28 protein-coding genes are annotated in these 24,193 nt (G+C 72.2%); 19 read left to right on the top strand and 9 right to left on the bottom strand.

Annotated features, from left to right (window positions below; translation table 11 throughout):
- The first annotated feature begins 1 nt into the window (after position 1).
- The gene (locus ACIQ5Y_RS30535) at positions 2–649 is read left to right on the top strand and encodes a thymidine kinase (RefSeq protein WP_403887517.1); all 648 of its coding nucleotides are present in this window, start codon (positions 2–4) and stop codon (positions 647–649) included.
- A 12-nt stretch (positions 650–661) separates the two neighbouring features.
- Here ACIQ5Y_RS30535 and ACIQ5Y_RS30530 read toward each other — a convergent pair whose 3' ends face one another.
- Positions 662–1,267, bottom strand: coding sequence for an SgcJ/EcaC family oxidoreductase (locus ACIQ5Y_RS30530; protein WP_403887514.1), 606 nt, complete (start codon positions 1,265–1,267; stop codon positions 662–664).
- 128 nt (positions 1,268–1,395) lie between these two features.
- Here ACIQ5Y_RS30530 and ACIQ5Y_RS30525 point away from each other — a divergent pair, with 128 nt between their 5' ends.
- Together ACIQ5Y_RS30525 and ACIQ5Y_RS30520 are read left to right on the top strand one after the other, a co-directional pair.
- The gene (locus tag ACIQ5Y_RS30525; protein WP_403887511.1) at positions 1,396–1,869 is read left to right on the top strand and encodes a MarR family winged helix-turn-helix transcriptional regulator; all 474 of its coding nucleotides are present in this window, start codon (positions 1,396–1,398) and stop codon (positions 1,867–1,869) included.
- A 140-nt stretch (positions 1,870–2,009) separates the two neighbouring features.
- Complete coding sequence (locus tag ACIQ5Y_RS30520; protein ID WP_403887508.1) at positions 2,010–2,324, top strand: hypothetical protein; 315 nt, start codon at positions 2,010–2,012, stop codon at positions 2,322–2,324.
- A 36-nt stretch (positions 2,325–2,360) separates the two neighbouring features.
- Here ACIQ5Y_RS30520 and ACIQ5Y_RS30515 read toward each other — a convergent pair whose 3' ends face one another.
- Both ACIQ5Y_RS30515 and ACIQ5Y_RS30510 read right to left on the bottom strand, forming a co-directional pair.
- Positions 2,361–2,705 (bottom strand): SHOCT domain-containing protein, encoded by a 345-nt coding sequence (locus tag ACIQ5Y_RS30515; protein WP_403887678.1) that lies wholly within the window; start codon positions 2,703–2,705, stop codon positions 2,361–2,363.
- A gap of 7 nt (positions 2,706–2,712) precedes the next feature.
- Positions 2,713–3,156: a DUF6325 family protein gene (locus tag ACIQ5Y_RS30510; RefSeq protein ID WP_403887505.1), complete on the bottom strand. Its 444-nt coding sequence runs from the start codon at positions 3,154–3,156 to the stop codon at positions 2,713–2,715.
- 171 nt (positions 3,157–3,327) lie between these two features.
- Between ACIQ5Y_RS30510 and ACIQ5Y_RS30505 the strand changes: the two genes are divergently transcribed.
- Positions 3,328–3,864, top strand: a complete 537-nt coding sequence (locus ACIQ5Y_RS30505; RefSeq protein WP_403887502.1) for a DM13 domain-containing protein — start codon at positions 3,328–3,330, stop codon at positions 3,862–3,864.
- A 15-nt stretch (positions 3,865–3,879) separates the two neighbouring features.
- Here the strand turns inward: ACIQ5Y_RS30505 and ACIQ5Y_RS30500 are convergent, their stop codons facing one another.
- Positions 3,880–4,671: a VOC family protein gene (locus tag ACIQ5Y_RS30500; protein ID WP_403887500.1), complete on the bottom strand. Its 792-nt coding sequence runs from the start codon at positions 4,669–4,671 to the stop codon at positions 3,880–3,882.
- A gap of 182 nt (positions 4,672–4,853) precedes the next feature.
- Here ACIQ5Y_RS30500 and ACIQ5Y_RS30495 point away from each other — a divergent pair, with 182 nt between their 5' ends.
- The gene (locus tag ACIQ5Y_RS30495) at positions 4,854–5,699 is read left to right on the top strand and encodes a sulfurtransferase (RefSeq protein ID WP_403887497.1); all 846 of its coding nucleotides are present in this window, start codon (positions 4,854–4,856) and stop codon (positions 5,697–5,699) included.
- Between the two features lie 73 nt (positions 5,700–5,772).
- On the opposite strand, the gene sepH is transcribed toward ACIQ5Y_RS30495, so the two are convergent.
- The gene (gene sepH, locus ACIQ5Y_RS30490) at positions 5,773–6,825 is read right to left on the bottom strand and encodes a septation protein SepH (protein WP_403887494.1); all 1,053 of its coding nucleotides are present in this window, start codon (positions 6,823–6,825) and stop codon (positions 5,773–5,775) included.
- Positions 6,826–7,353: 528 nt separating this feature from the next.
- On the opposite strand from sepH, the gene ACIQ5Y_RS30485 reads away from it, so the two are divergent.
- Positions 7,354–8,145, top strand: a complete 792-nt coding sequence (locus tag ACIQ5Y_RS30485) for a hypothetical protein (protein ID WP_403887492.1) — start codon at positions 7,354–7,356, stop codon at positions 8,143–8,145.
- A gap of 36 nt (positions 8,146–8,181) precedes the next feature.
- On the opposite strand, the gene ACIQ5Y_RS30480 is transcribed toward ACIQ5Y_RS30485, so the two are convergent.
- Together ACIQ5Y_RS30480 and ACIQ5Y_RS30475 are read right to left on the bottom strand one after the other, a co-directional pair.
- Positions 8,182–9,507 (bottom strand): D-arabinono-1,4-lactone oxidase, encoded by a 1,326-nt coding sequence (locus ACIQ5Y_RS30480; RefSeq protein ID WP_403887489.1) that lies wholly within the window; start codon positions 9,505–9,507, stop codon positions 8,182–8,184.
- Positions 9,461–10,714 carry an MFS transporter gene (locus ACIQ5Y_RS30475; protein ID WP_403887486.1) on the bottom strand — a complete coding sequence of 418 codons (1,254 nt, stop codon included), beginning with the start codon at positions 10,712–10,714 and terminating at the stop codon, positions 9,461–9,463. Before ACIQ5Y_RS30475 ends, ACIQ5Y_RS30480 begins: the two co-directional genes overlap by 47 nt.
- A gap of 170 nt (positions 10,715–10,884) precedes the next feature.
- Here ACIQ5Y_RS30475 and ACIQ5Y_RS30470 point away from each other — a divergent pair, with 170 nt between their 5' ends.
- Entirely contained in the window at positions 10,885–12,042 is a 1,158-nt protein-coding gene (locus ACIQ5Y_RS30470) for a ferrochelatase (protein WP_403887483.1), read from the top strand.
- A 27-nt stretch (positions 12,043–12,069) separates the two neighbouring features.
- The gene (locus ACIQ5Y_RS30465) at positions 12,070–12,870 is read left to right on the top strand and encodes an inositol monophosphatase family protein (protein ID WP_403887675.1); all 801 of its coding nucleotides are present in this window, start codon (positions 12,070–12,072) and stop codon (positions 12,868–12,870) included.
- A 113-nt stretch (positions 12,871–12,983) separates the two neighbouring features.
- Here ACIQ5Y_RS30465 and ACIQ5Y_RS30460 read toward each other — a convergent pair whose 3' ends face one another.
- The gene (locus ACIQ5Y_RS30460) at positions 12,984–13,151 is read right to left on the bottom strand and encodes a hypothetical protein (protein WP_403887480.1); all 168 of its coding nucleotides are present in this window, start codon (positions 13,149–13,151) and stop codon (positions 12,984–12,986) included.
- A gap of 259 nt (positions 13,152–13,410) precedes the next feature.
- On the opposite strand from ACIQ5Y_RS30460, the gene ACIQ5Y_RS30455 reads away from it, so the two are divergent.
- The 4 genes from ACIQ5Y_RS30455 to ACIQ5Y_RS30440 all read left to right on the top strand — a co-directional run bounded on the left by ACIQ5Y_RS30455 (position 13,411) and on the right by ACIQ5Y_RS30440 (position 16,914).
- On the top strand, positions 13,411–14,064 hold the full coding sequence (locus ACIQ5Y_RS30455; protein WP_030008767.1) for a response regulator transcription factor: 654 nt from the start codon (positions 13,411–13,413) through the stop codon (positions 14,062–14,064).
- 5 nt (positions 14,065–14,069) lie between these two features.
- Positions 14,070–15,314 (top strand): sensor histidine kinase, encoded by a 1,245-nt coding sequence (locus tag ACIQ5Y_RS30450; protein WP_403887477.1) that lies wholly within the window; start codon positions 14,070–14,072, stop codon positions 15,312–15,314.
- A gap of 382 nt (positions 15,315–15,696) precedes the next feature.
- The gene (locus ACIQ5Y_RS30445) at positions 15,697–15,993 is read left to right on the top strand and encodes a DUF4193 domain-containing protein (RefSeq protein WP_403887474.1); all 297 of its coding nucleotides are present in this window, start codon (positions 15,697–15,699) and stop codon (positions 15,991–15,993) included.
- Positions 15,994–16,005: 12 nt separating this feature from the next.
- Positions 16,006–16,914: a hypothetical protein gene (locus ACIQ5Y_RS30440; protein ID WP_403887470.1), complete on the top strand. Its 909-nt coding sequence runs from the start codon at positions 16,006–16,008 to the stop codon at positions 16,912–16,914.
- Positions 16,915–16,955: 41 nt separating this feature from the next.
- Here the strand turns inward: ACIQ5Y_RS30440 and ACIQ5Y_RS30435 are convergent, their stop codons facing one another.
- On the bottom strand, positions 16,956–17,426 hold the full coding sequence (locus ACIQ5Y_RS30435) for a DUF3093 domain-containing protein (RefSeq protein WP_403887468.1): 471 nt from the start codon (positions 17,424–17,426) through the stop codon (positions 16,956–16,958).
- Positions 17,427–17,484: 58 nt separating this feature from the next.
- On the opposite strand from ACIQ5Y_RS30435, the gene ACIQ5Y_RS30430 reads away from it, so the two are divergent.
- From ACIQ5Y_RS30430 to ACIQ5Y_RS30400, 7 genes are all read left to right on the top strand, one after another.
- The gene (locus ACIQ5Y_RS30430) at positions 17,485–18,069 is read left to right on the top strand and encodes a PaaI family thioesterase (protein ID WP_403887465.1); all 585 of its coding nucleotides are present in this window, start codon (positions 17,485–17,487) and stop codon (positions 18,067–18,069) included.
- Positions 18,069–18,605: a dUTP diphosphatase gene (gene dut, locus ACIQ5Y_RS30425; RefSeq protein ID WP_384592326.1), complete on the top strand. Its 537-nt coding sequence runs from the start codon at positions 18,069–18,071 to the stop codon at positions 18,603–18,605. Before ACIQ5Y_RS30430 ends, dut begins: the two co-directional genes overlap by 1 nt.
- Position 18,606: 1 nt before the next feature.
- Complete coding sequence (locus tag ACIQ5Y_RS30420) at positions 18,607–19,383, top strand: DUF3710 domain-containing protein (protein ID WP_403887462.1); 777 nt, start codon at positions 18,607–18,609, stop codon at positions 19,381–19,383.
- A 163-nt stretch (positions 19,384–19,546) separates the two neighbouring features.
- A complete protein-coding gene (locus ACIQ5Y_RS30415) occupies positions 19,547–22,198 on the top strand; it encodes a DUF4118 domain-containing protein (RefSeq protein ID WP_403887459.1) in 2,652 nt (883 codons plus the stop codon).
- On the top strand, positions 22,195–22,881 hold the full coding sequence (locus ACIQ5Y_RS30410; RefSeq protein WP_384757016.1) for a response regulator: 687 nt from the start codon (positions 22,195–22,197) through the stop codon (positions 22,879–22,881). The genes ACIQ5Y_RS30415 and ACIQ5Y_RS30410 overlap by 4 nt, the downstream gene beginning before the upstream one ends.
- Before the next feature lie 38 nt (positions 22,882–22,919).
- Positions 22,920–23,348: an OB-fold nucleic acid binding domain-containing protein gene (locus ACIQ5Y_RS30405; RefSeq protein ID WP_384592337.1), complete on the top strand. Its 429-nt coding sequence runs from the start codon at positions 22,920–22,922 to the stop codon at positions 23,346–23,348.
- Positions 23,349–23,351: 3 nt separating this feature from the next.
- Complete coding sequence (locus tag ACIQ5Y_RS30400; RefSeq protein WP_403887456.1) at positions 23,352–24,080, top strand: DUF3159 domain-containing protein; 729 nt, start codon at positions 23,352–23,354, stop codon at positions 24,078–24,080.
- The last annotated feature ends 113 nt before the right edge of the window (positions 24,081–24,193 follow it).

The raw sequence follows: 24,193 nt of genomic DNA, 5'->3' as shown, positions 1-24,193 counted from the left end.
CGTGCCGGTGACGCTACCGACAAATGGTGGATGCCCCGGCAAAAGGACCCTCGCTCTTCAGATCACCCACAACCGCTCGGCGCGAGGCCTCCAGGGTGTGATCTTCACCCGCGACGACCGGGCGGGCGAGGGCAAGCTGTCGTCCCGCCCGGGCCTGGTCACGGACGCGGTGGAGGCAAGCGAGGGCATGGACCTGTACGCGTACCTGGTCGCCCAGCTGTCCAAGGGCGGCAAGGCGGACTACGTGATCGTGGACGAGGCCCAGTTCCTGGCCCCGGAGCAGATCGACCAGCTGGCCCGGATCGTGGACGACCTGGACATGGACGTCTTCGCCTTCGGGATCACGACCGACTTCCGCACCAAGCTGTTCCCGGGCTCGCAGCGGCTGATCGAGCTGGCGGACCGCCTCGAACAGCTCCAGGTCGAGGCCCTGTGCTGGTGCGGGGCGCGCGCCACGCACAACGCCCGTACGGTGGGCGGGGAGACGGTCGTCGAGGGCGCCCAGGTGGTCGTCGGTGACGTGAACCGCCCGGCGGAGGAGATCGGCTACGAGGTGCTCTGCCGACGCCACCACCGCAAGCTGATGACCTCCGCCTCGGCCCACGCGGGTGCGCTCTCCCCGGACGTCCTCCCGGTCAACCACGCCTGACGACACGGGACGTCACTTCTCCGCCTTCGGGGCCGTGGCGGGCGAGTAGAGGAACGAGAAGCGCTCCATCACGTTCCGGCGCTGCGTGTTGTGGAACGCGGCGATGCGCCAGGCGCCGTCGGTGTCGCGGACCAGGGTGTACGTCTGGACCTTGGTCAGCTCGGCGGGCGAGGGCCTGCTTCCGCTGTAGTCGTCGCCGCGGCCCGTGAGGACCGCGGCGTCCTTGCCGAGGAAGCGCAGGTCGAGGTAAGTGGCCGCGAGCTTGGTGTCCTTGACGAAGTCCGCGAAGAGCGCGCGGTGGCCTTCGGTGATGTCGGAGCGGCCCTCGTAGTGGCTTCCGACGTACGTGGTGTAGGTGGCGTCCTCGGTGAACTGGCGGCCGTACGCCTCCGCGTCGCCGTGCCCCCATGCGGCGGTGAGCGCGTCGAGGGTGGCGCAGACGGCCTCGCCGTCGGTCCGGTCCGCGTTCGCCGGGATGACTTCGGCGCAGGACCGCGTGCCGACGCGCTGTACGTCGGAGGTGGCGTCGAGGTACAGGTACCCGGCGCCGGCGCCGGCTCCGAGCGCGAGGGCGGCGGTGGTGACGAGGGCGGCGCGCTTGATGGTCCTGGTGTTCACGGGGTGCCTCTCCTGTTGCCGAATGCGGGCAGGTGACGGTTGCCGCCGCGTTGATTACACTGGCGCAGCAACTGCATGCATGCATTATCTGCACGCGTGCAGATAAATGGCAAGGGAGAGGTGTCGCGATGGCGGAAGAGGACGACCGGCGGGCGGTCTTCCGGGAGTACGTGGACGCCGTGGGCCTCCACGGCATGGCGGGCGCGGAGGCGGCCGGCCTGCAGGCGTCCGAGTGGTACGCGCTCAGCCGCATCACCCTGGCGGGCGGCCTGACGTCGGGCGAGCTGGCGACCGGGACGGGGCTCACCACGGGGGCGACCACGCGGCTGATCGACCGGCTGGAGCGTGCGGGGTACGTACGCCGGACCGCCGACCCCGCCGACCGCCGCAAGGTCGTGGTCGAGGCGGTCCCCGACGCGCTGGCCGAGGTCGAGGCCGCGGTGGGCCCGGCGCGGCGGCGGATCGCCGATGTGCTCGCCGGGTACACGCCGGACCAACTGGACCTGCTCTTCGACTACTTCGCGCGTGCGGCCCCCGCCTTCCGCGAGGCGACGGAGGAGATCCGGTCGGCGAAGCAGAATCGCAGGAGCCGGCTTGCCTGACGGGACGGATCGCCGCGAGCAGGCCGAGGCGGAACCGCGCCGGTGGGTGGCGGGGGCCGGCGCGCCCCCGCCGGAGATCTCGACGCCTCGTTGACGGAACCCGTCCGCTGGGCACTGCACGGAGGAGGGAGAATCCAGCCATGGGATTCGGATTCGGCCTCTACCTCGGCGTGCCGATCGCTGCCGCGGCGCTGCTCCTCGCCGCCTCGGGAACCGCCGTGCTCACCAAGGGCTGGATGCTGCCCCGGCAGCGCAAACACGTCGTCCGTACAAAGCTGTTCGGCTGGGCGCAGCTGCTGCTCGCGGCCGCTCTGGGCGTGCAGCTGGTCGGTCTGACGGTGGTCGGTCCCCCGTACCAGGGCCTCTTCGTCACGCCCGGGGTCATCGGGCTGCTCTTCGCCCTGGTGCTCGTCACGCGCGCCCAGCGTCCGGCGCGGCCCGGCCGGCGCGGCTGACGCCGCTGGGGCCGGGAGGCGCCGCACGGCCCGTCCTCACCGACTGTCGAGGATCCGCGCCTTCTCCGCCGTGAACTCCTGTTCCGTCAGCACGCCTTGTGCCTTGAGCTCCGCCAGCCGGGTGAGCCGGCCGATCCGGTCGCCATCGGCCGGCGCGGGGGGCGTCGCGGGCATCGCGGGCATCGCGGGCGGAGCCGCCGCCCGAGCGGCGGCCTCGTCCAGCAGCCGCTGCTGCCGGGCCTCCGCGGCCAGTTGCCGCTGTTCGTCGCGTTCGGCGGCCGAGCGCTGCATCCGGCCCGACACCGCGGTGGCCGTGCCCGCCACGACCGCCGTCCGGGCCATCGCGCCCAGGAGTCCCGGCCGTCCGATCCTCCGACGCATCATGGGCTCAACCCTCCTGGTCCAGGGCCGCGATCGCCCGTACGGTGACCTCGCGCGGGATCCGCTCCATGAGGAGGACCTGTCCACCGGCCCCCCGCAGCGCCGTGGCCAGCCGAGATGCCCAGGCGTTCTCCCAGGCCACGATCAGGGCCGACGAGTTCACCGGCAGGCCGTCGGCCACGAGGTCGAGGTCCTCGTCGCTGAGCAGGTCGAACCCTTCCCCGGTGACGCGCCGGAACGCCTCGTCCACCGCCTCGTCGTCGAGCTCCAGCACGGACACGGAGCCGTCGGGGCCCTTGCGCACGAAGGTGAGGTCGAGGATCCGCACGACCCCGCTGTTCTGCAACTCGCGCAGGGCCGGGGCGACGTCGCCGTTGAACCGGTTGCCTTCGAAGGCGACCACGGCGACATCCACCGGGCCGACCGTGTCGGGCGCAAGGCCTATGGGCATGGGTGAACCTCTTTCCGGAGTGACGAAAAGGAACAAAAGTCATCCTATGTGGCATTTTCCGGCTCGCATTGTGGCGACGTAAGACTCTCGTCATCCGTGCGGGCATGGCCTGTTCCGGGCCGGCCCGGGTTGAATGCGAAGGACGGATCGGCGAGGAAGAGGACATACGAGATGGCACGTACGAGGCTGCGCGGCCCGATCGCGGTGGTCGCGGCGATCGTGGCGGCAGTGGTGCTGGGCGCCGGGCTGTACTGGTTCCAGCCGTGGAAGCTCTGGCAGGACGACACGGTCCACGAGGCGCTGCCGTCGGCCCCGGCCGGAGCGCCGCTCCCCAGCCGGCCCGCCGCCGCGAGCCCGCGGACCGTCGCGCAGGGCAGCCTGATCAGCCACGAGCACACCACCACGGGCACGGTGAAACTCGTTCGCCTCGCCGACGGCTCCCACGTCCTGCGCCTGGAGAACCTGGACACCAGCAGCGGCCCGGACCTGAGGGTCTGGCTCACCGACGCCCCGGTCAAGGAGGGCGTGGCCGGCTGGTACGTCTTCGACGACGGGAAGCACGTCAGCCTGGGCAAGCTCAAGGGCAACAAGGGCGACCAGAACTACGAGGTCCCCGCCGACGTGAACGTCGGCGACTACAGCAGCGTCACCATCTGGTGCGACCGCTTCGACGTGTCCTTCGGCGCGGCGACCCTCGGCGCGGTCTGAGCGCCCGGCCGGAGGTCAGTCCCCGACTCGCGAGTGCACGAGCGTGAACACCGCGCCCTCCGGGTCCGCGACCGTGGCCACGCGTCCCTTGACGCCCTCACCGGGCGGTTCGACGACGCGCCCGCCGAGCTCGGCGACCCGGGCGGCGGCCGCGTCGGTGTCCTCCACCTCGAAGTACGCCATCCAGTGCGGCCCCCGGTCGTGCGGCAGCGAACGGCCGACGCCGTGCACGGCGGCCACCGGGCGGCCGCCCAGCTGGAGGGTCAGGTAGTCGAAGTCGTCGGCGCCCGGGTCGTGGGCCAGTACCTCGTGGCCGAATACGTGCTGGTAGAACTTGCCGACCGTCGACGTGTCCTGGGTGATCAACTCGTTCCACACCGGGGTGCCGGGCGGGCCGGGCAACCGGGTGCCCGGGTGGCTGAGCGCCTGCCAAAGCCCGAAGATCGCTCCCAGCGGGTCGGAGCAGATCGCCATCCGCCCCGCGCTGCCGCCGTCCAGCGGGCCCACCGCCACCGTCCCGCCGCACGAGCGGATCGCCTCGGCGCTCGCGTCGGCGTCGTCGGTGGCGAAGTACGTGGTCCAGGCCACCGGCAGGTGCCGGTCCGGCGGCATCTCGCCGATCCCCGCGACCTCCCGGCCGTTCAGTACGGCCCGGACGTACGGGCCCAGTTGCTCGGGGCCGGGCTCGTACTCCCAGCCGAACAGATCGGCGTAGAAGTCCTCGGTCGTCCCGAGACCGTGCACCATGAGACTCACCCAGCACGGGGTGCCGGGTGTGTGCCGGGTCGCTGCCGCTGCCTCGGTCATGTGAGCCGTCTCCTCCGTCGAGTTCGGGTCGCTCGCCGGTGCTGATGCTTCCACTCCCGGAGCCCCGGCGCGCCCCGACCGGGCCGCATGGACGAGCCCGGGGACATAGATGACCGGATCGGTGCGCCCGCGCGGTGACGCTTGTGTTACGCGGGGCTCGGGCGGGGAGGAAGATGGGCCGCATGACTGCGAACCCTGCGATCCTCTCCGCCGCCGAACTGCGGGCCGAGCTGGCCGGCTCCCGGCCGCCGGTACTGCTGGACGTCCGCTGGCAGCTCGGCGGCCCCGACCAGCTCCCCGCCTACGAAGCCGGGCACCTGCCCGGTGCGGTGTACGTCGACCTCGACCGCGAACTGGCAGGTCCGCCCGGTGCGGGCGGCCGCCACCCGCTTCCCGACACGGAGGCCTTCGGCGCGGTGATGCGGCGGGCCGGCGTCACCTCCGACGGGCCCGTGGTCGTGTACGACGGCGGCCAGGGCTGGGCCGCGGCCCGCGCGTGGTGGCTGCTGCGCTGGACGGGTCACCCGGACGTGCGGGTACTGGACGGGGGCCTGGCCGCCTGGGTGGCGGCCGGGGGCACCGTATCGGCCGACCGGGTGACTTCCGCGGAGGGCGATTTCAAGCCAACTCCGGCGGCTTCGGGGCTGCTGGACGCCGACGGCGCGGCCGCACGGGCGCGTGCGGGGCTGCTCCTGGACGCCCGGGCGGGGGAGCGGTACCGCGGCGAGGTCGAGCCGATCGACCCGGTCGGCGGCCACATTCCGGGTGCGGTCTCGGCCCCGACCACGGAGAACGTGACGGGGGACGGCCGGTTCCGTCCGGCGGACGAGCTGCGCGCCCGCTTCGAGGCGCTCGGCGTCTCGGACGGCACGGCGGTGGGCGTGTACTGCGGCTCGGGCGTGTCCGGCGCCCACGAGGTACTGGCCCTGGCCGTGGCCGGTATCGAGTCGGACCTGTACGCGGGCAGTTGGTCGGAGTGGTCCTCCGACCCGGCCCGCCCGGTGGCCACAGGCCCGGACCCGCAGTAGCCGCGCGTGGCGCCGGCCGGGCCGCCACCGGGAAGTCCCGGTGGCGGCCCGGCCGGCGCGAGTGACTCCCGCGCTATTCCTGCTTCTTGCGCCGCGTCCCGAAGACGATCTCGTCCCAGCTGGGCACCGCGGCGCGGCGGCCCGGACGGACCCCGTCGGCCTCGGCCTGGCGGTCGGTGGTGCCGGTCAGGCGGTCGCGATGGCCCGCCACCGTGCGGGGCATCAGGACGTCCGCGTACGCGGCGCCCGCGCCCGCCGAGGCGGCCGGGGCCGGGGGCTCCTCCACCTCCGCCTCCGTCGCCGGGGGCTCGGTGCGGTCGGGGACCACCAGGTCGCCGCGGAAGCTCGGGACGGCCTCCAGCAGGCTCGTCAGGGTGTCCCGCTCCTCCTCCGGCTCCGGCGCGGGGGCGGCCGCCCTGGCCTCGGCCCGCTCCAGCTGGCGGTCGAGAGCCCGGTCCAGCGGCCGGTCGAGGGTGCGGTCCAGCGGTCGGTCGCGCGGCAGCCGCGCGATCCTCGGCACGAACGGGAAGCTCGGCTCCGGCGCGGCCGGGATGTCCTCCGCCTCGCCGATGAGGGAGCGGGCCTCGTCGTCCACGGCCACCACCAGCCGGCGGGGCGGATCGTAGGTCCAGCTCGCCGAGTGCGGTTCGCCCGCGACCCGGTAGACGAGGAGGACCTCCCAGGTGCCGTCGTCGCGGCGCCACGAGTCCCACTGGACGGATTCCTTCTCGGCCCCGCGCAGGGTGAGCCGTTCCTGCACGGCCTCGCCGAGCTGCGGCCCGGTGTTCTCGCCGGGACGGCGCACGGGGGTCTTGCGGGCCCGCTCGGCCATGAACGCGCGCTCCGCGAGCACCGGCCCCTCGAAGCGGCGTACGCGGTCGACGGGGATGCCGGCGAGTTGAGCGACCTCCTCAGCGGAGGCACCGGCCCGTATGCGGGCCTGGATGTCGCGGGGGCGGAGGTGGCTCTCGACCTCGATCTCGATCTGGTTCAGGCGCGCTCGATCGTTGCGTACGGCGGCCCGAAGCCGCTCGTCGATCGGAAGCGTGTACTCCGTGCTGTCCGCAGCCTTGAGCACCAGTCGTGTGCCGTCATTGGAGACGGCCACGACACGCAGTTCGGGCATGGGGACCTCCCGGGTGGTGCCTGCCGACGTCACGTGCGTCGCTGCTTCCGCTAGTCGAGTGTGGCCTGCCCGGGTGCAGCCTGCCACAACCTTGCCGAGTTAAACCGGCGTGTCGGGCATGCGCCCTTGATCGCCGTTATGGCACGGTTACCTGTTGGGCACGCACAGTGACCGACTGGTTACTGTGCGCAGCAGGAGCCCGTGCGATTTCGCGGCATCACCGGTCTTCGAGTGCCGTTTTCCATCAATCGGCCCCCTCTCCCGAGTCCGGACATCCGTAAGGAAGGACAGCCCCAGGGATCGCCACAGTACTCCATTCGGGCCACCTGGGTGGACCGCCGCGCCGCCGAACTTCTCCCGGACGGCGGGAGTTGGCCTGCCCTCTGTCGGGTCCCACCTGCACCCGTGTCCGATTCGGGGTGTCTTGGTTCACAGAATCCACAGAAACGGAACTTTCCGTTTCGCTCGGCTGTCAGTAACTGCTGAGGGATTCGGATACGCGAGGGGTACGACGCGCAGGGGATGGCGATGGGTCAGAAGGCGGCGCACGACGCCGAACCGGAGATACGGCAGATACCGGATGTGCCGGAGAAGAAGAAGCTCGACCTGAGTGCGACCCAGGTGGCCGGCAGTTCCCTCGCCACCGTCGCGGCCGCGCTGCTGGCCTCCAAGATGGGGGTCTACGGAACGATCCTGGGCGCGGGCGTGGTGAGCGTGGTCGCGACCGCGGGCGGACCGGTCATCCAGCACCTCTTCCGGCGCACCGGCGACCAGCTGCGCGAGAGCGCCCGCCCCAAGTCCCGCCAGGTGCCGGTGGCCGCCCCCGCCGGGGAGTTCGGCGAGGCCACCGTGCACGGCACCCGCGTACGGGGCTGGAAGCGCACGGCGGTCGCGGCCGGTGCCGCCTTCGCCATCTCGCTCGGGGCCCTCGGGACGTACGAGGCCGTCGCCGGAACCTCCGTCAGCAGCGGCGGCGGGACCATCTTCTCCGGCGGTACGCGCAAGGCGGGCCAGGAGCGGCGGGACCCGGCCGGCGAGTCGGGCACCGGCGGTGGGAAGGAGGGCGGGGAGGGCCGGCAGGGCGAGGAGCCGAAGGGCGGGCAGAGCCCGGGCGCCGGATCCTCGCCGGCCCCCTCGGGCGGGGCGGGCGACGCCGGCCGGAGCCCGAGCCCGGACCCGGGCCGCTCGGAGTCCGGGCACCCCACGCCCAGCCCCACGCCCACCCCGTCCACCCCCGCCGCCACACCGACCCCCAGCCGGACCCCGGCCCCCGGCCCGTCGCCGCAGACCGATCAGGGGAAGCCGGACGCCACCCCCTGAGCCGGAAGGGGCGGCCCGGACGGCCCGGTCCGCGGCTCAGTCGCCCAGGACCCGCCGCAGGTAGTCGTTGCCGAACACCCGGTCCGGGTCCAGGCGGTCGCGCAGCGCGGTGAACTCGCCGAACCGCGGATAGGCCTGCGCGAAGTACTCCGCGTCGCGCGTGTGCACCTTGCCCCAGTGCGGACGGCCGCCGTGCGCGGTGAAGATGCGCTCGGCCGCCGTGAAGTACGCCTGGTACGGGGTGCCCTTGTACATGTGGACCGCGACGTACGCCGACTCGCGCCCGGAGGCCGTCGACAGGGTGATGTCGTCCGCCGGGGCCGTCCGCACCTCCACCGGGAAGCTGATCCGCAGGCGCGAGCGGTCGACCATGGCACGCAGCTCCCGCAGGGCCTCGACGAGCTGCTCGCGCGGGAGCGCGTACTCCATCTCCACGAACCGCACCCGGCGCGGGCTGGTGAACACCTTGTACGGGATGTCCGTGTAGGTGCGCGCCGAGAGGGCGCGGCTGGCGACGCGGGCGATGGAGGGGATCGTGGCCGGGACCGCGCGGCCCAGCGAGTTGACGGCCTGGAAGAGGCCGTTGGACAGCAGCTCGTCCTCGATCCAGGCGCTGACCGGTCCGGGCGGGGCGGCGGGGCCCTGGCTGCGGTTGTTCCGCTTGGTGTTGCAGTTGCCGGTGTGCGGGAACCAGTAGAACTCGAAGTGCTCGTTCTCCGCGAAGTGCTGCTCGAACTCGGCCGTCACCCGGTCGAAGCCCATGGGCTCCTCACGGGCGGTCAGGAAGAAGAGCGGCTCGACGGCGAAGGTGATCGCCGTGACGATGCCGAGCGCCCCGATGCCGACCCGGGCCGCGGCGAAGACGTCGGGGTGCTCCTTCTCGGAGCAGGTGAGCAGCTCGCCGTCCGCGGTGACCAGCTCCAGGCCGCGGATCTGGGCGGCGATGGAGGCCGAGTCGCGGCCGGTGCCGTGCGTTCCCGTGCTGGTGGCGCCGGAGACGGTCTGCTCCATGATGTCGCCCATGTTGGTGAGCGAGAGGCCCTCCCGGGCGAGGGCCTCGTTCAGGTCCTTCAGGACCGTGCCCGCCGCCACCGTCACCGTGCCCGCGGCCCGGTCGATCTCCCGGATCCCGGCCAGCGCCTGCGGCCGTACGAGCACCCCGTCGGTCGCGGCGGCCGCGGTGAAGGAGTGGCCGGTGCCGACCGCCTTCACCCGCAGACCCTCCTGGGCGGCCCGGCGGACCGCCTCCTGAAGCTCCCCGACCGAAGTCGGGGTCACGGTGCGGGCGGGCGTTGCGGTGACGTTCCCCGCCCAGTTACGCCACGCGGTCGGCCCGCTGTTCGCTGCTGTCGCCGTCGCCATCGCTGACGCGCTCCTCCCCTTGCGCCGGCCTCGTCAGCCGGCGGTATCCCGCGAACGCCACCGCCGCCGCGGCCACTCCCGCCGAGATGGAGACGACGTACCCGCTGCGCGCTCCGGCGGCGTCGATGACCAGACCGGTCACCGAGGAGCCGAGGGCGACGCCGACCGCGAGGCCGGTGCTGATCCAGGTCATGCCCTCGGTCAGCTTCGCGCGTGGTACGTGCGCCTCTATCAGGGCCATCGTGGTGATCATCGTGGGAGCGATGGCGAGGCCCGAGACGAAGAGCGCCACGGCCAGAAACGGCAAGTTCCCGGCCAGTAGGAGGGGGATCATACTCACGGCCATCGCACATATGCCCAGTACCCAGCGACGTTCGGTCCGGCCCTTGAGGTGCAGCAGGCCGAAGACGATTCCGGCGATACAGGACCCGAACGCCCAGATGGCCAGGACGATGCTGGCGGCGGACTTGTGGCCCTGCTCCTCGGCGAACGCCAGCGTGGAGACGTCGATGGAGCCGAAGATCGCTCCGGTCGCCACGAAGGTGGCCGTGAGTACCTGCAGGCCGGGGGAGCGCAGGGCCGAGGTGTGCTTCCCGGTCGTCTCGCGCGGGTGCGGTTCCGGTTCGGTGGAGCGCTGGGCTGTGAGCAGCCAGACGCCCACCATCAGGCAGACCGCGGCGATGAGCGGGCCGGCCTCGGGGAACCAGGTGGTGGACAGGCCGATGGCGATGATCGGGCCGAAGATGAAGCAGACCTCGTCCACCACGGACTCGAAGGAGTACGCGGTGTGCAGCTCGCGGGGGGAGTCCGCGTAGAGCACGGTCCAGCGGGCGCGGACCATCGAGCCCACGCTCGGCACGCAACCGGCGATCGCGGTGAGGACGAAGAGGGTCCAGTCCGGCAGCCCGTTCGCGGCGGCCAGCAGCAGTCCGGCGACCGCCGCCACCGATATCAGGGTGGCGGGCCGCAGGACCCTGCGCTGCCCGTACTGGTCCACCAGGCGGGAGACCTGCGGACCGATGACGGCGGCTGAGAGCGCCAGGGTGCCGGTGAGGGCGCTGGCCATGGCGTAGCGGCCGGTGATCTCGGAGATCATCGTCAGGATGCCGACGCCGACCATGGAGATCGGCAGTCGGCCGATCAGGCCGGCGGCGCTGAAGGCCTTGGTTCCGGGAGCCGCGAAGATGGCGCGGTAGGGACTGGGCAAGGGGACTCCGTAAGGGACGACATCGGCTCATACAGATTACGACCGGTGGCCGGACGCCCGCATGGCGAAATTCCGGATCATGGAACTTAGGTTTACCTTACCTGCTTTGTGGAGCGCGTCGAGGCCGGGCCGGTTCCCGCGCGAGGACGCCGGGTGGCAGGATTCGGGGCATGTCAGACCAGCTCCTCCCGCCCGCCGGCGGCCTCGCCGCCCCATACGACGCCCTCCTGCTGCTGTCCTTCGGCGGCCCCGAGGGACCCGACGACGTGGTGCCGTTCCTGGAGAACGTCACGCGCGGCCGGGGCATCCCGCGCGAGCGCCTCAAGGAGGTCGGGCAGCACTACTTCGGCTTCGGCGGCGTCAGCCCCATCAACGCCCAGAACCGCGAGCTGCTGGACGCGCTGCGCAAGGACTTCGCCCAGCACGGGCTGGACCTCCCGGTCTACTGGGGCAACCGCAACTGGGCCCCGTACCTGACCGACGTGATGCGGGAGATGGCCGCCGACGGGCGCCGCTGGATCGCGGTCCTCGCGACCAGCGCGTACGCCTCGTACTCGGGCTGCCGGCAGTACCGCGAGAACCTCGCCGACGCGCTCGCGACGCTCGCCGAGGAGGGCGTGACCGAGCTGCCGAAGGTGGACAAGCTGCGGCACTACTTCAACCACCCCGGCTTCGTGCAGCCCATGATCGACGGGGTGCTCGCCTCCCTGGAGTCCCTGCCGCGGGAGGTCCGGGCCGGCGCGCGCCTGGTCTTCACCACGCACTCCATCCCCACCGCGGCGGCCGACGCCTCCGGCCCGGTCGAGGAGCACACGGAAGGCGGCGAGGGCGGGGCCTACGTCAAGCAGCACCTGGACGTGGCCAAGGTGATCGCGGACGCGGTGCGGGCCGAGACGGGCACCGAACTGCCCTGGGACCTCGTCTACCAGTCGCGCAGCGGCGCCCCGCACATCCCGTGGCTGGAGCCGGACATCTGCGACCACCTGGAGGCCCTGCACGGGGCGGGCACCCCGGCGGTGGTCATGGTGCCGATCGGCTTCGTCTCGGACCACATGGAGGTCCTGTACGACCTCGACACCGAGGCCACGGCGAAGGCCGCGGAGCTCGGCCTGCCGATCGCCCGCTCGGCGACGGTCGGCGCCGACCCGCGGTTCGCGGCGGCGGTACGCGAGCTCGTGCTGGAGCGGGCCGCGGCCGAACGGGGCGAGAGCGTCGAGCGGTGCGCGCTCGGGCTGCTGGGAGCGAGCCACGACCTGTGCGCCGTGGGCTGCTGCCCGGCGCGGAGCCCCCGGCCGGCGGCCGCGGGCGTGGACAGTCCGTACGCGTAGGGAACGCAGAGGGGTAGCCGGACCGTGATCTCCGAAGAACTGAAGGCCGAACTGCTGGCCGTGGGCCTGGACGCCGCCCGGCAGGCCGGGGCGCTGCTGCGCGACGGCCGACCGGCCGACCTGGCGGTGGCCGCGACCAAGACCAGCCCGATCGACGTGGTGACCGAGATGGACATCGCGGCGGAGAAGCTGATCACCGGCATCCTCGCGGAGCGGCGGCCCGCGGACGGGCTGCTCGGCGAGGAGGGGGCCGACACCCCGGGCACGAGCGGGGTGCGGTGGGTCGTCGACCCGCTGGACGGCACGGTGAACTACCTCTACGGGCTGCCGAGCTGGGGCGTGTCCATCGCGGCCGAGTACGGGGGCGAGACGGTGGTCGGCGTCGTGGCCGCGCCGATGCGGGGGGAGACGTACCACGCGGTGCTGGGCGGCGGGGCGTGGCTGGACGGGGCGCGGCTCGCGTGCCGGGCGGCCGCGCCGCTGGACCAGGCGCTGGTGGGGACCGGCTTCGGGTACCTGCAGAGCCGGCGGGCCCACCAGGCGGAGGTCGCGGCGCGGATCATCCCGCTGGTCCGGGACATCCGGCGGGGCGGGTCGGCGGCGCTGGACCTGTGCGACGTGGCCGCCGGGCGGCTGGACGGGTACTACGAGCGCGGGCTGAACCCGTGGGACCTGGCCGCGGGTGACCTGATCGCCCGCGAGGCGGGAGCCCTCACGGGCGGCCGGCCGGGCGAGCGGGCGTCGGGGGAACTGGTCCTGGCGGCCACGCCCGCCGTCTTCGCCTCGCTGCAGCCGCTGCTGGACGAGGCGGGAGCCTGGCACGACTGACCCGCGCGGGGTCTGGGCGGAGCCCCGGCAGCGGCCCCGTAGGGGGCCGGACGTGGCGAACCCCCGGCCGCCCAGAGGGCGGCCGGGGGTTCGTCGGCTTACCGGACCGGAGGTCAGGCCGCGGAGACCGGGACTCCGTGTTCCGCGGCGAGGCGCTGGAGGTCCTCCAGCTCCGCCTGTTCCACTTCCGCGAGGAAGTCGTCGCCCGTCTCGCGGGCCTGCCTGAGGTCCGACTGCGTGGCCCTGATGCGCTGCAGGAGACCCGCGGTGAATGCGTCCATGATGGGGTTCGCCCCCTCTTCGTGGGTCGGCGGCGGCACGTGGCTCTCCGCCGTCAGGGAGTGGATGGGGTGTCCTGTCGTCCTCCCCAGCCCCCCGGGCCCGGAAACCTCACCATGTGAGCCAATCCTCACTCCCGCCCCGCAGGCCCCCGTCCGTGCGGCGCCTTACAGCCGGTTTACCGGCGAAACGGGCAGGATGGACGACGCAACAGACGCAATACACGTGTGCCCTGTGACGGGCTCGGAGGAAGGAAACGACGTGCGCGTACTCGTCGTCGAGGACGAGCAGCTGCTCGCCGATGCGGTGGCCACCGGGCTGCGCCGGGAGGCCATGGCCGTGGACGTCGTGTACGACGGCGCCGCCGCCCTGGAGCGGGTCGGCGTGAACGACTACGACGTGGTCGTGCTCGACCGGGACCTCCCGCTCGTGCACGGCGACGACGTGTGCCGGAAGATCGTCGAGCTCGGCATGCCCACGCGCGTGCTGATGCTGACCGCCTCCGGAGACGTCAGCGACCGTGTGGAGGGGCTGGAGCTCGGGGCGGACGACTACCTGCCCAAGCCCTTCGCCTTCACCGAGCTGACCGCCCGCGTCCGGGCGCTCGGGCGGCGCACCACCGTCGCCCTGCCGCCCGTGCTGGAGCGGGCCGGGATCAAGCTGGACCCGAACCGTCGCGAAGTGTTCCGCGAGGGCAAGGAGGTGCAGCTGGCGCCCAAGGAGTTCGCGGTGCTGGAGGTCCTCATGCGCAGCGAGGGGACCGTCGTTTCCGCCGAGCAGCTGCTGGAGAAGGCATGGGACGAGAACACCGATCCCTTCACGAACGTGGTGCGGGTGACGGTCATGACGCTGCGCCGCAAGCTGGGGGAGCCCCCGGTCATCGTGACCGTCCCTGGCTCCGGATACCGGATCTGACGAGGGTGGCGACGACTCCGGCGCCACCTCCGGCGCCGCCGAAACCGACCTGGGACCCCGGCCAGCCCGAGGGTCCCTTCCCATGGCTGAGGCCGACCATCCGGATAAGGCTCACGCTGCTGTACGGCGGGATGTTCCTGATCGCGGGCATCCTGCTGCTGTCGATCATCTACCTGCTGGCGGCACAGGCCCTGCGCGAGGGCAACACGATCCCGTACAACATCGTCGGCGGGCAGAGCGTACGGGTCACCAGTGACACGTGTCCCGGCGTTGCCAACATCACCCAGTGGGACCAGTTCACCGTGGCGGTCAACCAGTGCGTGACCGCTCAGCGCAGGCACGCGCTGGACGACCTGCTGAGCCGTTCGCTGATGGCCCTGCTGGGGCTGAGCATCATCGCCTTCGCCTTCGGCTACGCGATGGCCGGCCGGGTGCTCTCGCCGCTGGGCAGGATCACCCGCACCGCCCGCCGGGTCGTGGGCTCCGACCTGACCCGGCGGATCGAGCTGGACGGGCCGGACGACGAGCTCAAGGAGCTCGCCGACACCTTCGACGACATGCTCGACCGGCTGGAGCGGGCCTTCACGGCCCAGCAGAGGTTCGTGGCGAACGCCTCGCACGAGCTGCGCACCCCGCTCGCGATCAACCGGACCCTGCTGGAGGTGCACCTCTCCGACCCCGGGGCCCCGGTCGAGCTCCAGCAGCTCGGCAAGACCCTGCTCGCCACCAACGAGCGCAGCGAGCAGCTCGTCGAGGGCCTGCTGCTGCTGGCCCGCAGCGAGAACCAGATCGTCGAGCGCAAGCCCGTGGACCTGGCGGAGGTCGCCTCGCGCGCCGTCGACCAGGTGCACGCCGAGGCCGAGGCGAAGGGCGTGGAGATCCGCGGCGAGCGCGCGTTGGCCGTCGTCCAGGGCAACGGGGTCCTGCTGGAGCGGATCGCCCTCAACCTGGTGCAGAACGCCGTCCGGTACAACGTGCCGGAGGGCGGCTGGGTGGAGGTGACCACCGAGGTCCAGCACGGCCAGGCGGTGCTCCTGGTGTCGAACACGGGTCCCGTCGTTCCCGCGTACGAGGTGGACAACCTCTTCGAGCCCTTCAGACGGCTGCGTACGGAGCGAACGGGCAGCGACAAGGGTGTCGGGCTCGGCCTGTCGATCGCGCGCTCCGTGGCGCGCGCACACGGCGGGCGGATCCAGGCGGTGCCCCGGGAGGGCGGTGGCCTCGTGATGCGTGTCACTCTCCCCTTGTGAGAGCCCAACCCCGTGTTCGCTGTTGGCTGAATACTTGCCCTGTGCAGTCGCTTGCCTTTGTGTGATCGATCACAGTGTCCGGTGTCCGGCCATGTGCGTTCGGTGACCTTCAGGGGGCCGGAAAGCCCGGGAAGTCCGGGTTTCCGGCCCCCCTGATGGCGGGAAATAGACGGGGTGGCGTTTGTGCAAGACGGCCTCCGGACCGTGTACGGTCCCGGTCGTCATCCCAGCCAATCGGCTCTTCAGGCGTGAGGCTGGGTGTCGATTGAGTAACAGACCTTGATGTGAGGCAAAATCTCCGCCTCAGGTCGGGCACAAGTCCGGCCTCTCGCGCGTTACCTGCGCTGAGACACCGCTAACACCCAGAGGGGGAGAGCGAAAAATGGCAACGGACTACGACACCCCACGCAAGACCGACGACGACGTCGACAACGACAGCATCGAAGAGCTGAAGGCGCGGCGCAACGAGAAGTCTTCCTCGTCTTCGGACATGGACGAGTTCGACTCGGTCGAGAGCATGGACCTGCCCGGCGCGGACCTCTCCAACGAGGAACTGGCCGTCCGGGTCCTGCCCAAGCAGGCCGACGAGTTCACCTGCATGAGCTGCTTCCTGGTTCACCACCGCAGCCAGCTCGCACGAGAGAAGAACGGTCAGCCGATCTGCCGCGACTGCGACTGAGAGGCGTCGGCCGTGGCTGGCTCGACACCGTTTCGCAAGCTCGGCTTGCGCAAACGTGGTGAATCGGCGGAGACGCAGGTGGGAGCCACGGACCCGGAAACGGGTCCTGGAGCCCCCGGCGGACCCGCCGTGTCCTCAGGCGCCGCGATAGCGGTGCCGTCGGCCACAGGGGCCGACGAGGCGTCCGGACAGGGGTCCGGGGCCCGTCGGCTGCAAGCCGTCAAGAACGGTGTACGCAAGGGCGGCGCGGGCATCAGGGCCGCCGCCCTGTACATCGCCGACCGGATCATCGAGATCGCACCGCGCGTTCCGGTCCGGGACCTCGCGACCCTGCGCGGACAGTTTCCGGGCCTCGGCCCCGATCAGCTTGCCGACAAGCTGATCACGGGCGCCGCCAACGGCAGCTCCACCGTCGGCGCCGGCATCGGGGCGGCGGCCATGCTGCCCGTCCCGCCCGCCATGCCGATGGAACTGGCCGCCGAGATCACCGGGGTCGCGGCGATCGAGCTGAAGCTCATCGCCGAGCTCCACGAGGTCTACGGCCTGCGGGCCCCCGGCACGCTCGCGGAGCGCAGCTTCGCCTACCTCACCTCGTGGACCGAGGAGCGCGGGGTGGACCTGACCAAGCCGACGACGCTGAACGCGGCGCTCGGCGGTCAGATGAAGCGCGAACTGCGCCAGCAGATCATGAAGCGGATGTTCCGCAACCTGCCGAACCTCATGCCGTTCATGATCGGCGCGGCGGTGGGTGCGGTCATGAACCGCCGCGACACCCGCAAACTCGCCGAGAAGGTCCGTGGTGACCTCCGGAGCCGCGCCGTGCCCTGGGACGCCCTGCCGCAGCTTCCGCCCCTGGAACAGCCCTCCCAGCCCCTTCCCGAGGCCGCCAGGGCCGCACTCGAGGGGTCCACCGAGTACTAGGGGGTGTCCGCCGGGTCAGGGCCGGACAGGCCGGACGCCCCCTAGGCCGTCCGCTGGGCCGTCTTCGCGGCGAGGACGGCCGCCCGCAGGGCCTCCGGCTCGCGGGTGGAGACGTAGACGTACGGGGTCGGGTCCGCCGGATCCGTGACCTCGATGCGGAGCGCCGTCGGCACGTAGCTGCGCATCAGCATGAAGGCGCGGGTGTCGGCCTTGTACGTGCGCCAGGCGCGGGCCTCCTCGGCGTCGAGGACCTCGGGATCACCCAGGGCCGTCACCGGGATCCGCGCCTCACCGGCGGCCAGCGCCCCGTTCACCACGCGCACGCGCGCGGACCCGTACGAACTCACCAGCAGCCCGGCCAGCGCGGTGCCGCCGACCAGCCCGGCCAGCAGCGGCAGCGTGCCCAGCGGCAGCAGCATCAACGCGCAGGCCAGCCCGATGAGTACGGAGATGAACCACCAGGAGCGGGGGGCGGTCAGGCGTTCGTCGTGGTGCGCGGGGGAGAGCTGCATACCGCCAAGCCTCCCACGAGGCGACCGGTGGGTAGCCGCGCGGGTAAGGTCTGCGGCTGTGAGTGGACGAAACACAGCGTTGACGCCCCCGGCCGATGCCGTCGCACCGGTCCGGCACCCCGACGCCCCGGCACCCGGCGAGTTGCTCGGCGCGCACTACGAGCACTGCTTCGGCTGCGGTGGGGGCCAGCCGCACGGACTCCACCTGGAGGCCCGGGCGGGCGAGGGCGTGCGCGTCACCGCCGAGTTCACCGTCAAGCCCGCACACCAGGGTGCCCCGGGTCTCGCCCACGGCGGGGTGCTGGCCACCGCGCTCGACGAGACGCTGGGCTCCCTGAACTGGCTGCTGCGCGTCATCGCCGTGACGGGCAGGCTGGAGACCGACTTCGTACGGCCGGTGCCCGTGGACACCGTGCTGTACCTGGAGGCCGAGGTCACCGCCGTGGCCGGGCGCAAGATCTACTGCAGTGCGGTCGGCCGCATAGGCGGGCCCGAGGGCCCTGTCGCCGTGCGCGCGGACGCGCTGTTCATCGAGGTGAAGGTCGACCACTTCATCGACAACGGTCGGCCCGAGGAGATCCGGGCGGCCATGGCCGACCCGGACCAGGTCAGGCGCGCACGCGCCTTCGAGGTGAACCCCTGATGTCCCTGAACGACAGCTCTCCCGTCGACGTGCTGATCCGCCGCGTCGACCCCGAGGTGCCCATCCCGGCGTACGGCCACCCCGGCGACGCCGGCTGCGACCTGGTGACCACCCAGGCCGCCGAGCTCGCCCCCGGTGAGCGGACCGTCCTGCCCACCGGCGTGTCCATCGCGCTGCCCGACGGGTACGCCGCGTTCGTGCACCCGCGCTCCGGTCTCGCCGCCCGCTGCGGGCTCGCGCTCGTGAATGCCCCGGGGACGGTGGATGCCGGGTACCGTGGGGAGATCAAGGTGATCGTGGTCAATCTCGACCCTCGCGAGAGCGTCCGGTTCGAGCGTTTCGACCGCATTGCCCAGCTGGTTGTCCAGCGGGTCGAGAAGGTGCGCTTCCACGAGGTGGCGGAACTTCCCGGCTCGGCCCGGGCCGAGGGGGGTTTCGGCTCCACCGGCGGTCATGCGGCCGTGGCCGGATCAGGCGCTGGTCAGCAGGGTGGGAATGGCTACGCTTCGGTCGTAACCGACCGGGAAGGACAGTGACGTGTTCGGACGTCGCAAGAAGAACGACTCCGTCAAGGACGGCGGCGCGGCCGAGCAGGTCGTCGACAGCGTGGACGGCGCTGCGGCCGACGCCGATGAGCAGGACGCCGCACCGCGCCGTGTGAACCTGCCGCCGGCCCCGCGGCCGGACGGCCCCTGGGACGTCTCCGAGGTGCCCGGCAGCCCCGCCGAGGGCCGGGTCGACCTGGGCGGCATCCTCGTACCCGGTGTCGAGGGCATGGAGCTGCGCGTCGAGGTCGCCGGTGACGCGATCGTGGCCGCGACCGTGGTGCTGCGCGACAGCGCCGTACAGCTGCAGGCCTTCGCCGCGCCCAAGAAGGAAGGCATCTGGGGCGAGGTCCGCGAGGAGATCGCCGCGGGCATCACCCAGCAGGGCGGCATCATCGACGAGGTCGAGGGTCCGCTGGGCTGGGAGCTGCGCGCGCAGGTCCCCGTACCGCTCCCGGACGGGCAGACCGGCGCCCAGCTGGTCCGCTTCGTCGGCGTCGACGGCCCGCGCTGGTTCCTGCGCGGTGTGATCTCCGGCCAGGGCGCGGTGCGCCCCGAGTCGGCCGGTCTGCTGGAAACGATCTTCCGGGACACCGTCGTCGTCCGCGGCGACGGTCCGATGGCCCCGCGTGACCCGATCGTCCTGAAGCTGCCGAACGACGCCCAGATGGTGCCGGACGGCGTGCAGACGGAGGAGCAGGAAGGCTCCCGCTTCGGCGGTGGCATGGGTCAGCTGGAGCGCGGCCCGGAGATCACCGAGGTCCGCTGACCCCCGCCGACGCGAGGGACGCGATCGTTTCAGGCCGTGGGCCGTACTCCCTGGGGGTACGGCCCACGGTGCTTCGCGGCGCCCGCGTCAGGGATTCGTCAGGGATGGGCGCGGGCGTCGCCAAAGGTGCGTGAACGGGGCAAACGTCCTTGAGAATGGGCCCATGGGACGCGGCAGGCTAAGGATCTATCTCGGCGCGGCACCCGGTGTGGGCAAGACCTACGCGATGCTCTCCGAGGGCCACCGCAGGGTGGAGCGGGGTGCCGACTGCGTCGTCGGCTTCGTCGAGCACCACGGGCGGCCGCGGACCGAGGTGATGCTCCACGGGCTGGAGCGGGTCGAGCGCAAGGAGCTGGTCCACCGCGGCGCGACGTTCACCGAGATGGACGTGGACGCGCTGCTGGCCCGCGGGCCCGCGATAGCCCTCGTCGACGAACTCGCGCACACCAACGTCCCGGGCTCGCGCAACGCCAAGCGCTGGCAGGACGTCGAGGAGCTGCTGCGGGCCGGCATCGACGTCGTGACCACCGTCAACATCCAGCACCTGGAATCCCTCGGGGACGTGGTCGAATCGATCACCGGGGTCCGGCAGCGGGAGACGGTCCCGGACGAGGTGGTCCGGCGGGCCGACCAGATCGAACTGGTCGACATGGACCCGCAGGCGCTGCGGCGGCGGATGGCCCACGGCAACATATACAAGCCCGACAAGGTCGACGCGGCCCTGTCGAACTACTTCCGGCCCGGCAACCTCACCGCCCTGCGCGAGCTCGCGCTGCTGTGGGTGGCCGACCGGGCGGACGAGTACCTCCAGGAGTACCGGGGCGAGCACGGCATCCGCTCCACCTGGCAGGCGCGCGAACGGATCGTCGTCGGGCTCACCGGCGGCCCGGAGGGGCGCACGCTGATCCGGCGCGCCTCCCGGATGGCGGCCAAGGGCTCCGGCAGCGAGATCCTCGCCGTGTACATCGCCCGCAGCGACGGGCTGACCGCGGCCTCGCCGAAGGAGCTCGCGATCCAGCGCACGCTGGTCGAGGACCTCGGAGGAACGTTTCACCATGTGATCGGCGACGACGTCCCGGACGCGCTGCTCGAATTCGCCCGCGGGGTCAACGCCACCCAGATCGTCCTCGGCTCCAGCCGCCGCAAGACCTGGCAGTACGTCTTCGGGCCCGGCGTGGGCGCCACCGTCGCCCGGGACTCGGGCCCTGACCTCGACGTCCACATCGTCACGCACGAGGAGGTCGCCAAGGGGCGCGGGCTGCCCGTGGCCCGCTCGGGGGCCCGCCTCGGCCGGGCCCGGATCCTCGCCGGGTGGGCGGTCGGCGTGATCTTCCCCATGCTGCTGTGCCTGCTCCTCACACACGTCGAGGCGGACCCGGGGCTCGCCAACGACATGCTGCTCTTCCTGGCACTGACCGTGGCGGCGGCGCTGCTGGGCGGGCTCTGGCCGGCCCTGGCCTCGGCCGCCTTCGGCTCGCTGCTGCTCAACTACTACTTCGCCCCGCCCCTGCACCGGTTCACGATCTCCGACCCCAAGAACATCGTGGCGATCGCCATCTTCTTCGGGGTCGCCGTCTCGGTGGCGTCGGTGGTGGACCTGGCCGCCCGGCGCACCCACCAGGCCGCCCGGCTGCGCGCCGAGTCCGAGATCCTCTCCTTCCTGGCCGGCAGCGTGCTGCGCGGCGAGACGGCGCTGCCCGCGCTGCTGGAGAGGGTCCGGGAGACCTTCGCGATGGAGTCCGTGGCCCTGCTGGAGCGCGCGGGCGACACGGAGCCCTGGACCCGGGCCGGCAGCGTCGGCCCCGCTCCCGTGGACCGGCCCGAGGACGCCGATGTGGACATGCCCATCGGGGACCACATGGCGCTGGCCCTGTCGGGCCGGGTGCTGCCCGCCGAGGACCGCCGCGTCCTGGGCGCCTTCGCCGCTCAGGCGGCCGTGGTCCTGGACCGCCAGCGCCTCGTCGGGGAGGCCGAGGAAGCCCGCAGGCTCGCCGAGGGCAACCGGATCCGGACCGCCCTGCTGGCCGCCGTCAGCCATGACCTGCGTACGCCCCTCGCGTCCATCAAGGCCTCCGTGAGCTCCCTGCGCTCCGACGACGTCGAGTGGTCCGAGGAGGACCGGGCCGAGCTCCTCGAAGGCATCGAGGACGGCGCCGACCGGCTCGACCACCTCGTGGGCAACCTGCTGGACATGTCCCGGCTGCAGACCGGCACCGTGACCCCGCTGATCAGGGAGATCGACCTCGACGAGGTGGTCCCGATGGCGCTGGGCGGCGTACCGGAGGACAGCGTGCTGCTGGACGTGCCCGAGACGCTGCCGATGGTCGCGGTGGATCCGGGGCTGCTGGAGCGGACCGTGGCCAACGTGGTGGAGAACGCCGTCAAGTACAGCCCGGCGGGCGAGCCGGTGCTCGTGGCGGCCAGCTTCCTCGGCGACCGGGTCGAGGTGCGCGTGGTCGACCGCGGACCCGGTGTGCCCGACGAGGCCAAGGACCGGATCTTCGCCCCCTTCCAGCGGCACGGGGACGCCCCGCGCGGGGCCGGAGTGGGCCTCGGGCTCGCCGTGGCCCGCGGCTTCGCCGAGGCCATGGACGGCACCCTGGCGGCCGAGGACACACCCGGCGGCGGGCTGACCATGGTCCTCACGCTCAGGGCCGCGACGGCCGCGACGGCCGCGACGGCAATGACGGCCGAGACCCGGGCGGGCCCGCCGCCACGCGTCACGGTGTGCGGCGAAGCCCGCGCCACCGGACCGGTCGCAGACATGATCATGGAAGACCTCGACACGGAACGACAGAAGGCAGGACCTCAATGACCCGGGTGCTCGTGGTGGAAGACGAGCCGCAGATCGTCCGAGCCCTCGTGATCAACCTCAAGGCGCGCAGGTACGAGGTCGACGCGGCCGCCGACGGCGCGAGCGCGCTGGAACTCGCGGCCGCCCGCCATCCCGACGTGGTCCTGCTCGACCTGGGCCTGCCCGACATGGACGGGATCGAGGTGATCAAGGGCCTGCGGGGCTGGACCCGGGTGCCGATCCTGGTCCTCTCCGCCCGCCACACCTCCGACGAGAAGGTCGAGGCCCTCGACGCGGGCGCCGACGACTACGTCACCAAGCCCTTCGGCATGGACGAGCTGCTGGCCCGGCTGCGCGCGGCCGTCCGCCGGGCCGAGCCGTCCGCCGGCGCGGGCGAGGACGAGGTGGTCGTGGAGACCGCCGGCTTCACGGTGGACCTGGCCGCCAAGAAGGCCGTACGGGAGGGGCGCGACGTACGGCTGACGCCCACCGAGTGGCACCTGCTGGAGGTCCTCGTCCGCAACGGCGGCAAGCTCGTCAGCCAGAAGCAGCTCCTCCAGGAGGTGTGGGGGCCCTCGTACGGCACCGAGACGAACTATCTGCGGGTCTACATGGCGCAGCTGCGCCGCAAACTGGAGGCCGATCCCTCACACCCGCGGCACTTCATCACCGAGCCGGGCATGGGGTACCGCTTCGAGAGGTAGCTTCGATGGGCGGTCGGCACGCCGGTAGGCTTCCTGTTATGAGTGCTGAACCGCGTCCCGAGAAGTCCGTGAAGCCGGCCAAGGCGGCCAGGCCGGCGGGCCGGTTCCGCCGGATGATCGAGCGGCTGTCGTCCTCGCAGGAGGAGCTGCATTCGGCGGAGCTGCAGGAGGACGCAGAAGCCGCGGGTTGCACGCGGATCTGCGACTGCCACGACCGCCAGATAGTCAAGGTGACGGGCACTCTGCGCACCGTCACCCTGCGGCCCCGCGCGGGCGTGCCCGCCCTGGAGGCCGAGCTGTTCGACGGCTCGGCGGCGCTGGACGTGGTCTGGCTCGGGCGTCGCTCGATCGTGGGAATCGAGCCCGGCCGCCGGCTGATCGCCTCCGGGCGCATCTCCATGAGCCACGGCCGCCGGGTGCTCTTTAACCCCAAGTACGAACTCCGACCGCTCGGACAGGAGCACTGACCGGTGATGTCACTCGACGGACCGACCCCTCCGGAACCCGCCGCCGCGGCCGCCGCCGCGCCCACTGACGATCAGAAGGCGGTGACGCAGGCGGCGCTGTTCGACGCGTTCGGGGGCATCCGGGGCACCGTGGAGACGATGCTCCCCGGGCTCCTCTTCGTCATGATCTACACGATCAACAAGGACGTGAAGGTGTCCGCCATCGCCGCGGGCGCGGTCGCGGTGCTGCTGGTGATCGTGCGGCTGCTGCGCAAGGACACCGTCAAGCACGCGTTCAGCGGGGTCTTCGGCGTGGGCGTGGGCGTGGCCTTCGCCCTGTTCACGGGCGACGCCAAGGGCTTCTACCTGCCGGGCATGATCTACGGCGTCTGCCTGGGCGCCGCCTTCACGCTCTCGGCGCTGGTGGGCTTCCCGCTGCTGGGCGTGATCCTCGGGCCGGTCTTCAAGGAGAACCTGTCCTGGCGCACCCGCAACCCGGGGCGCAAGAAGGCGTACGTGAAGGCCAGCCTCGCGTGGGGGCTGATCTTCCTCGCCAAGTACGCGATCCTCTTCCCGCTGTACTGGTGGGGTGACGCGACGCAGCTCGGCTGGGTTCTGATCGCGCTGAAGCTGCCGCCGATGGTGCTCGCGGTGTACTTCACGTGGGTGTTCCTGGCGAAGGCGCCGCCGCCGATCGACGTGATCGCGGAGTGGGAGGCCAAGGAGGCCGCCGCCGGCAAGTCGGGGGCCTGAGCGGAACGCGCGAGGGGCGGGGGGGGCGCCCCGGGGCCCCCCCCCCCCCCCGGGGGGGGGGGGGGGCCCCGGGCCGGGGGGGGGCCCCCCCCCCCCCCCCCCAAAAACCCGCG

The sequence above is a fragment of the Streptomyces sp. NPDC096339 genome, from assembly GCF_044762985.1.
Taxonomy (GTDB): domain Bacteria; phylum Actinomycetota; class Actinomycetes; order Streptomycetales; family Streptomycetaceae; genus Streptomyces.
Note: the sequence above shows the minus strand (reverse complement) of the source record. Positions and strands in the feature narration are given on the sequence as shown.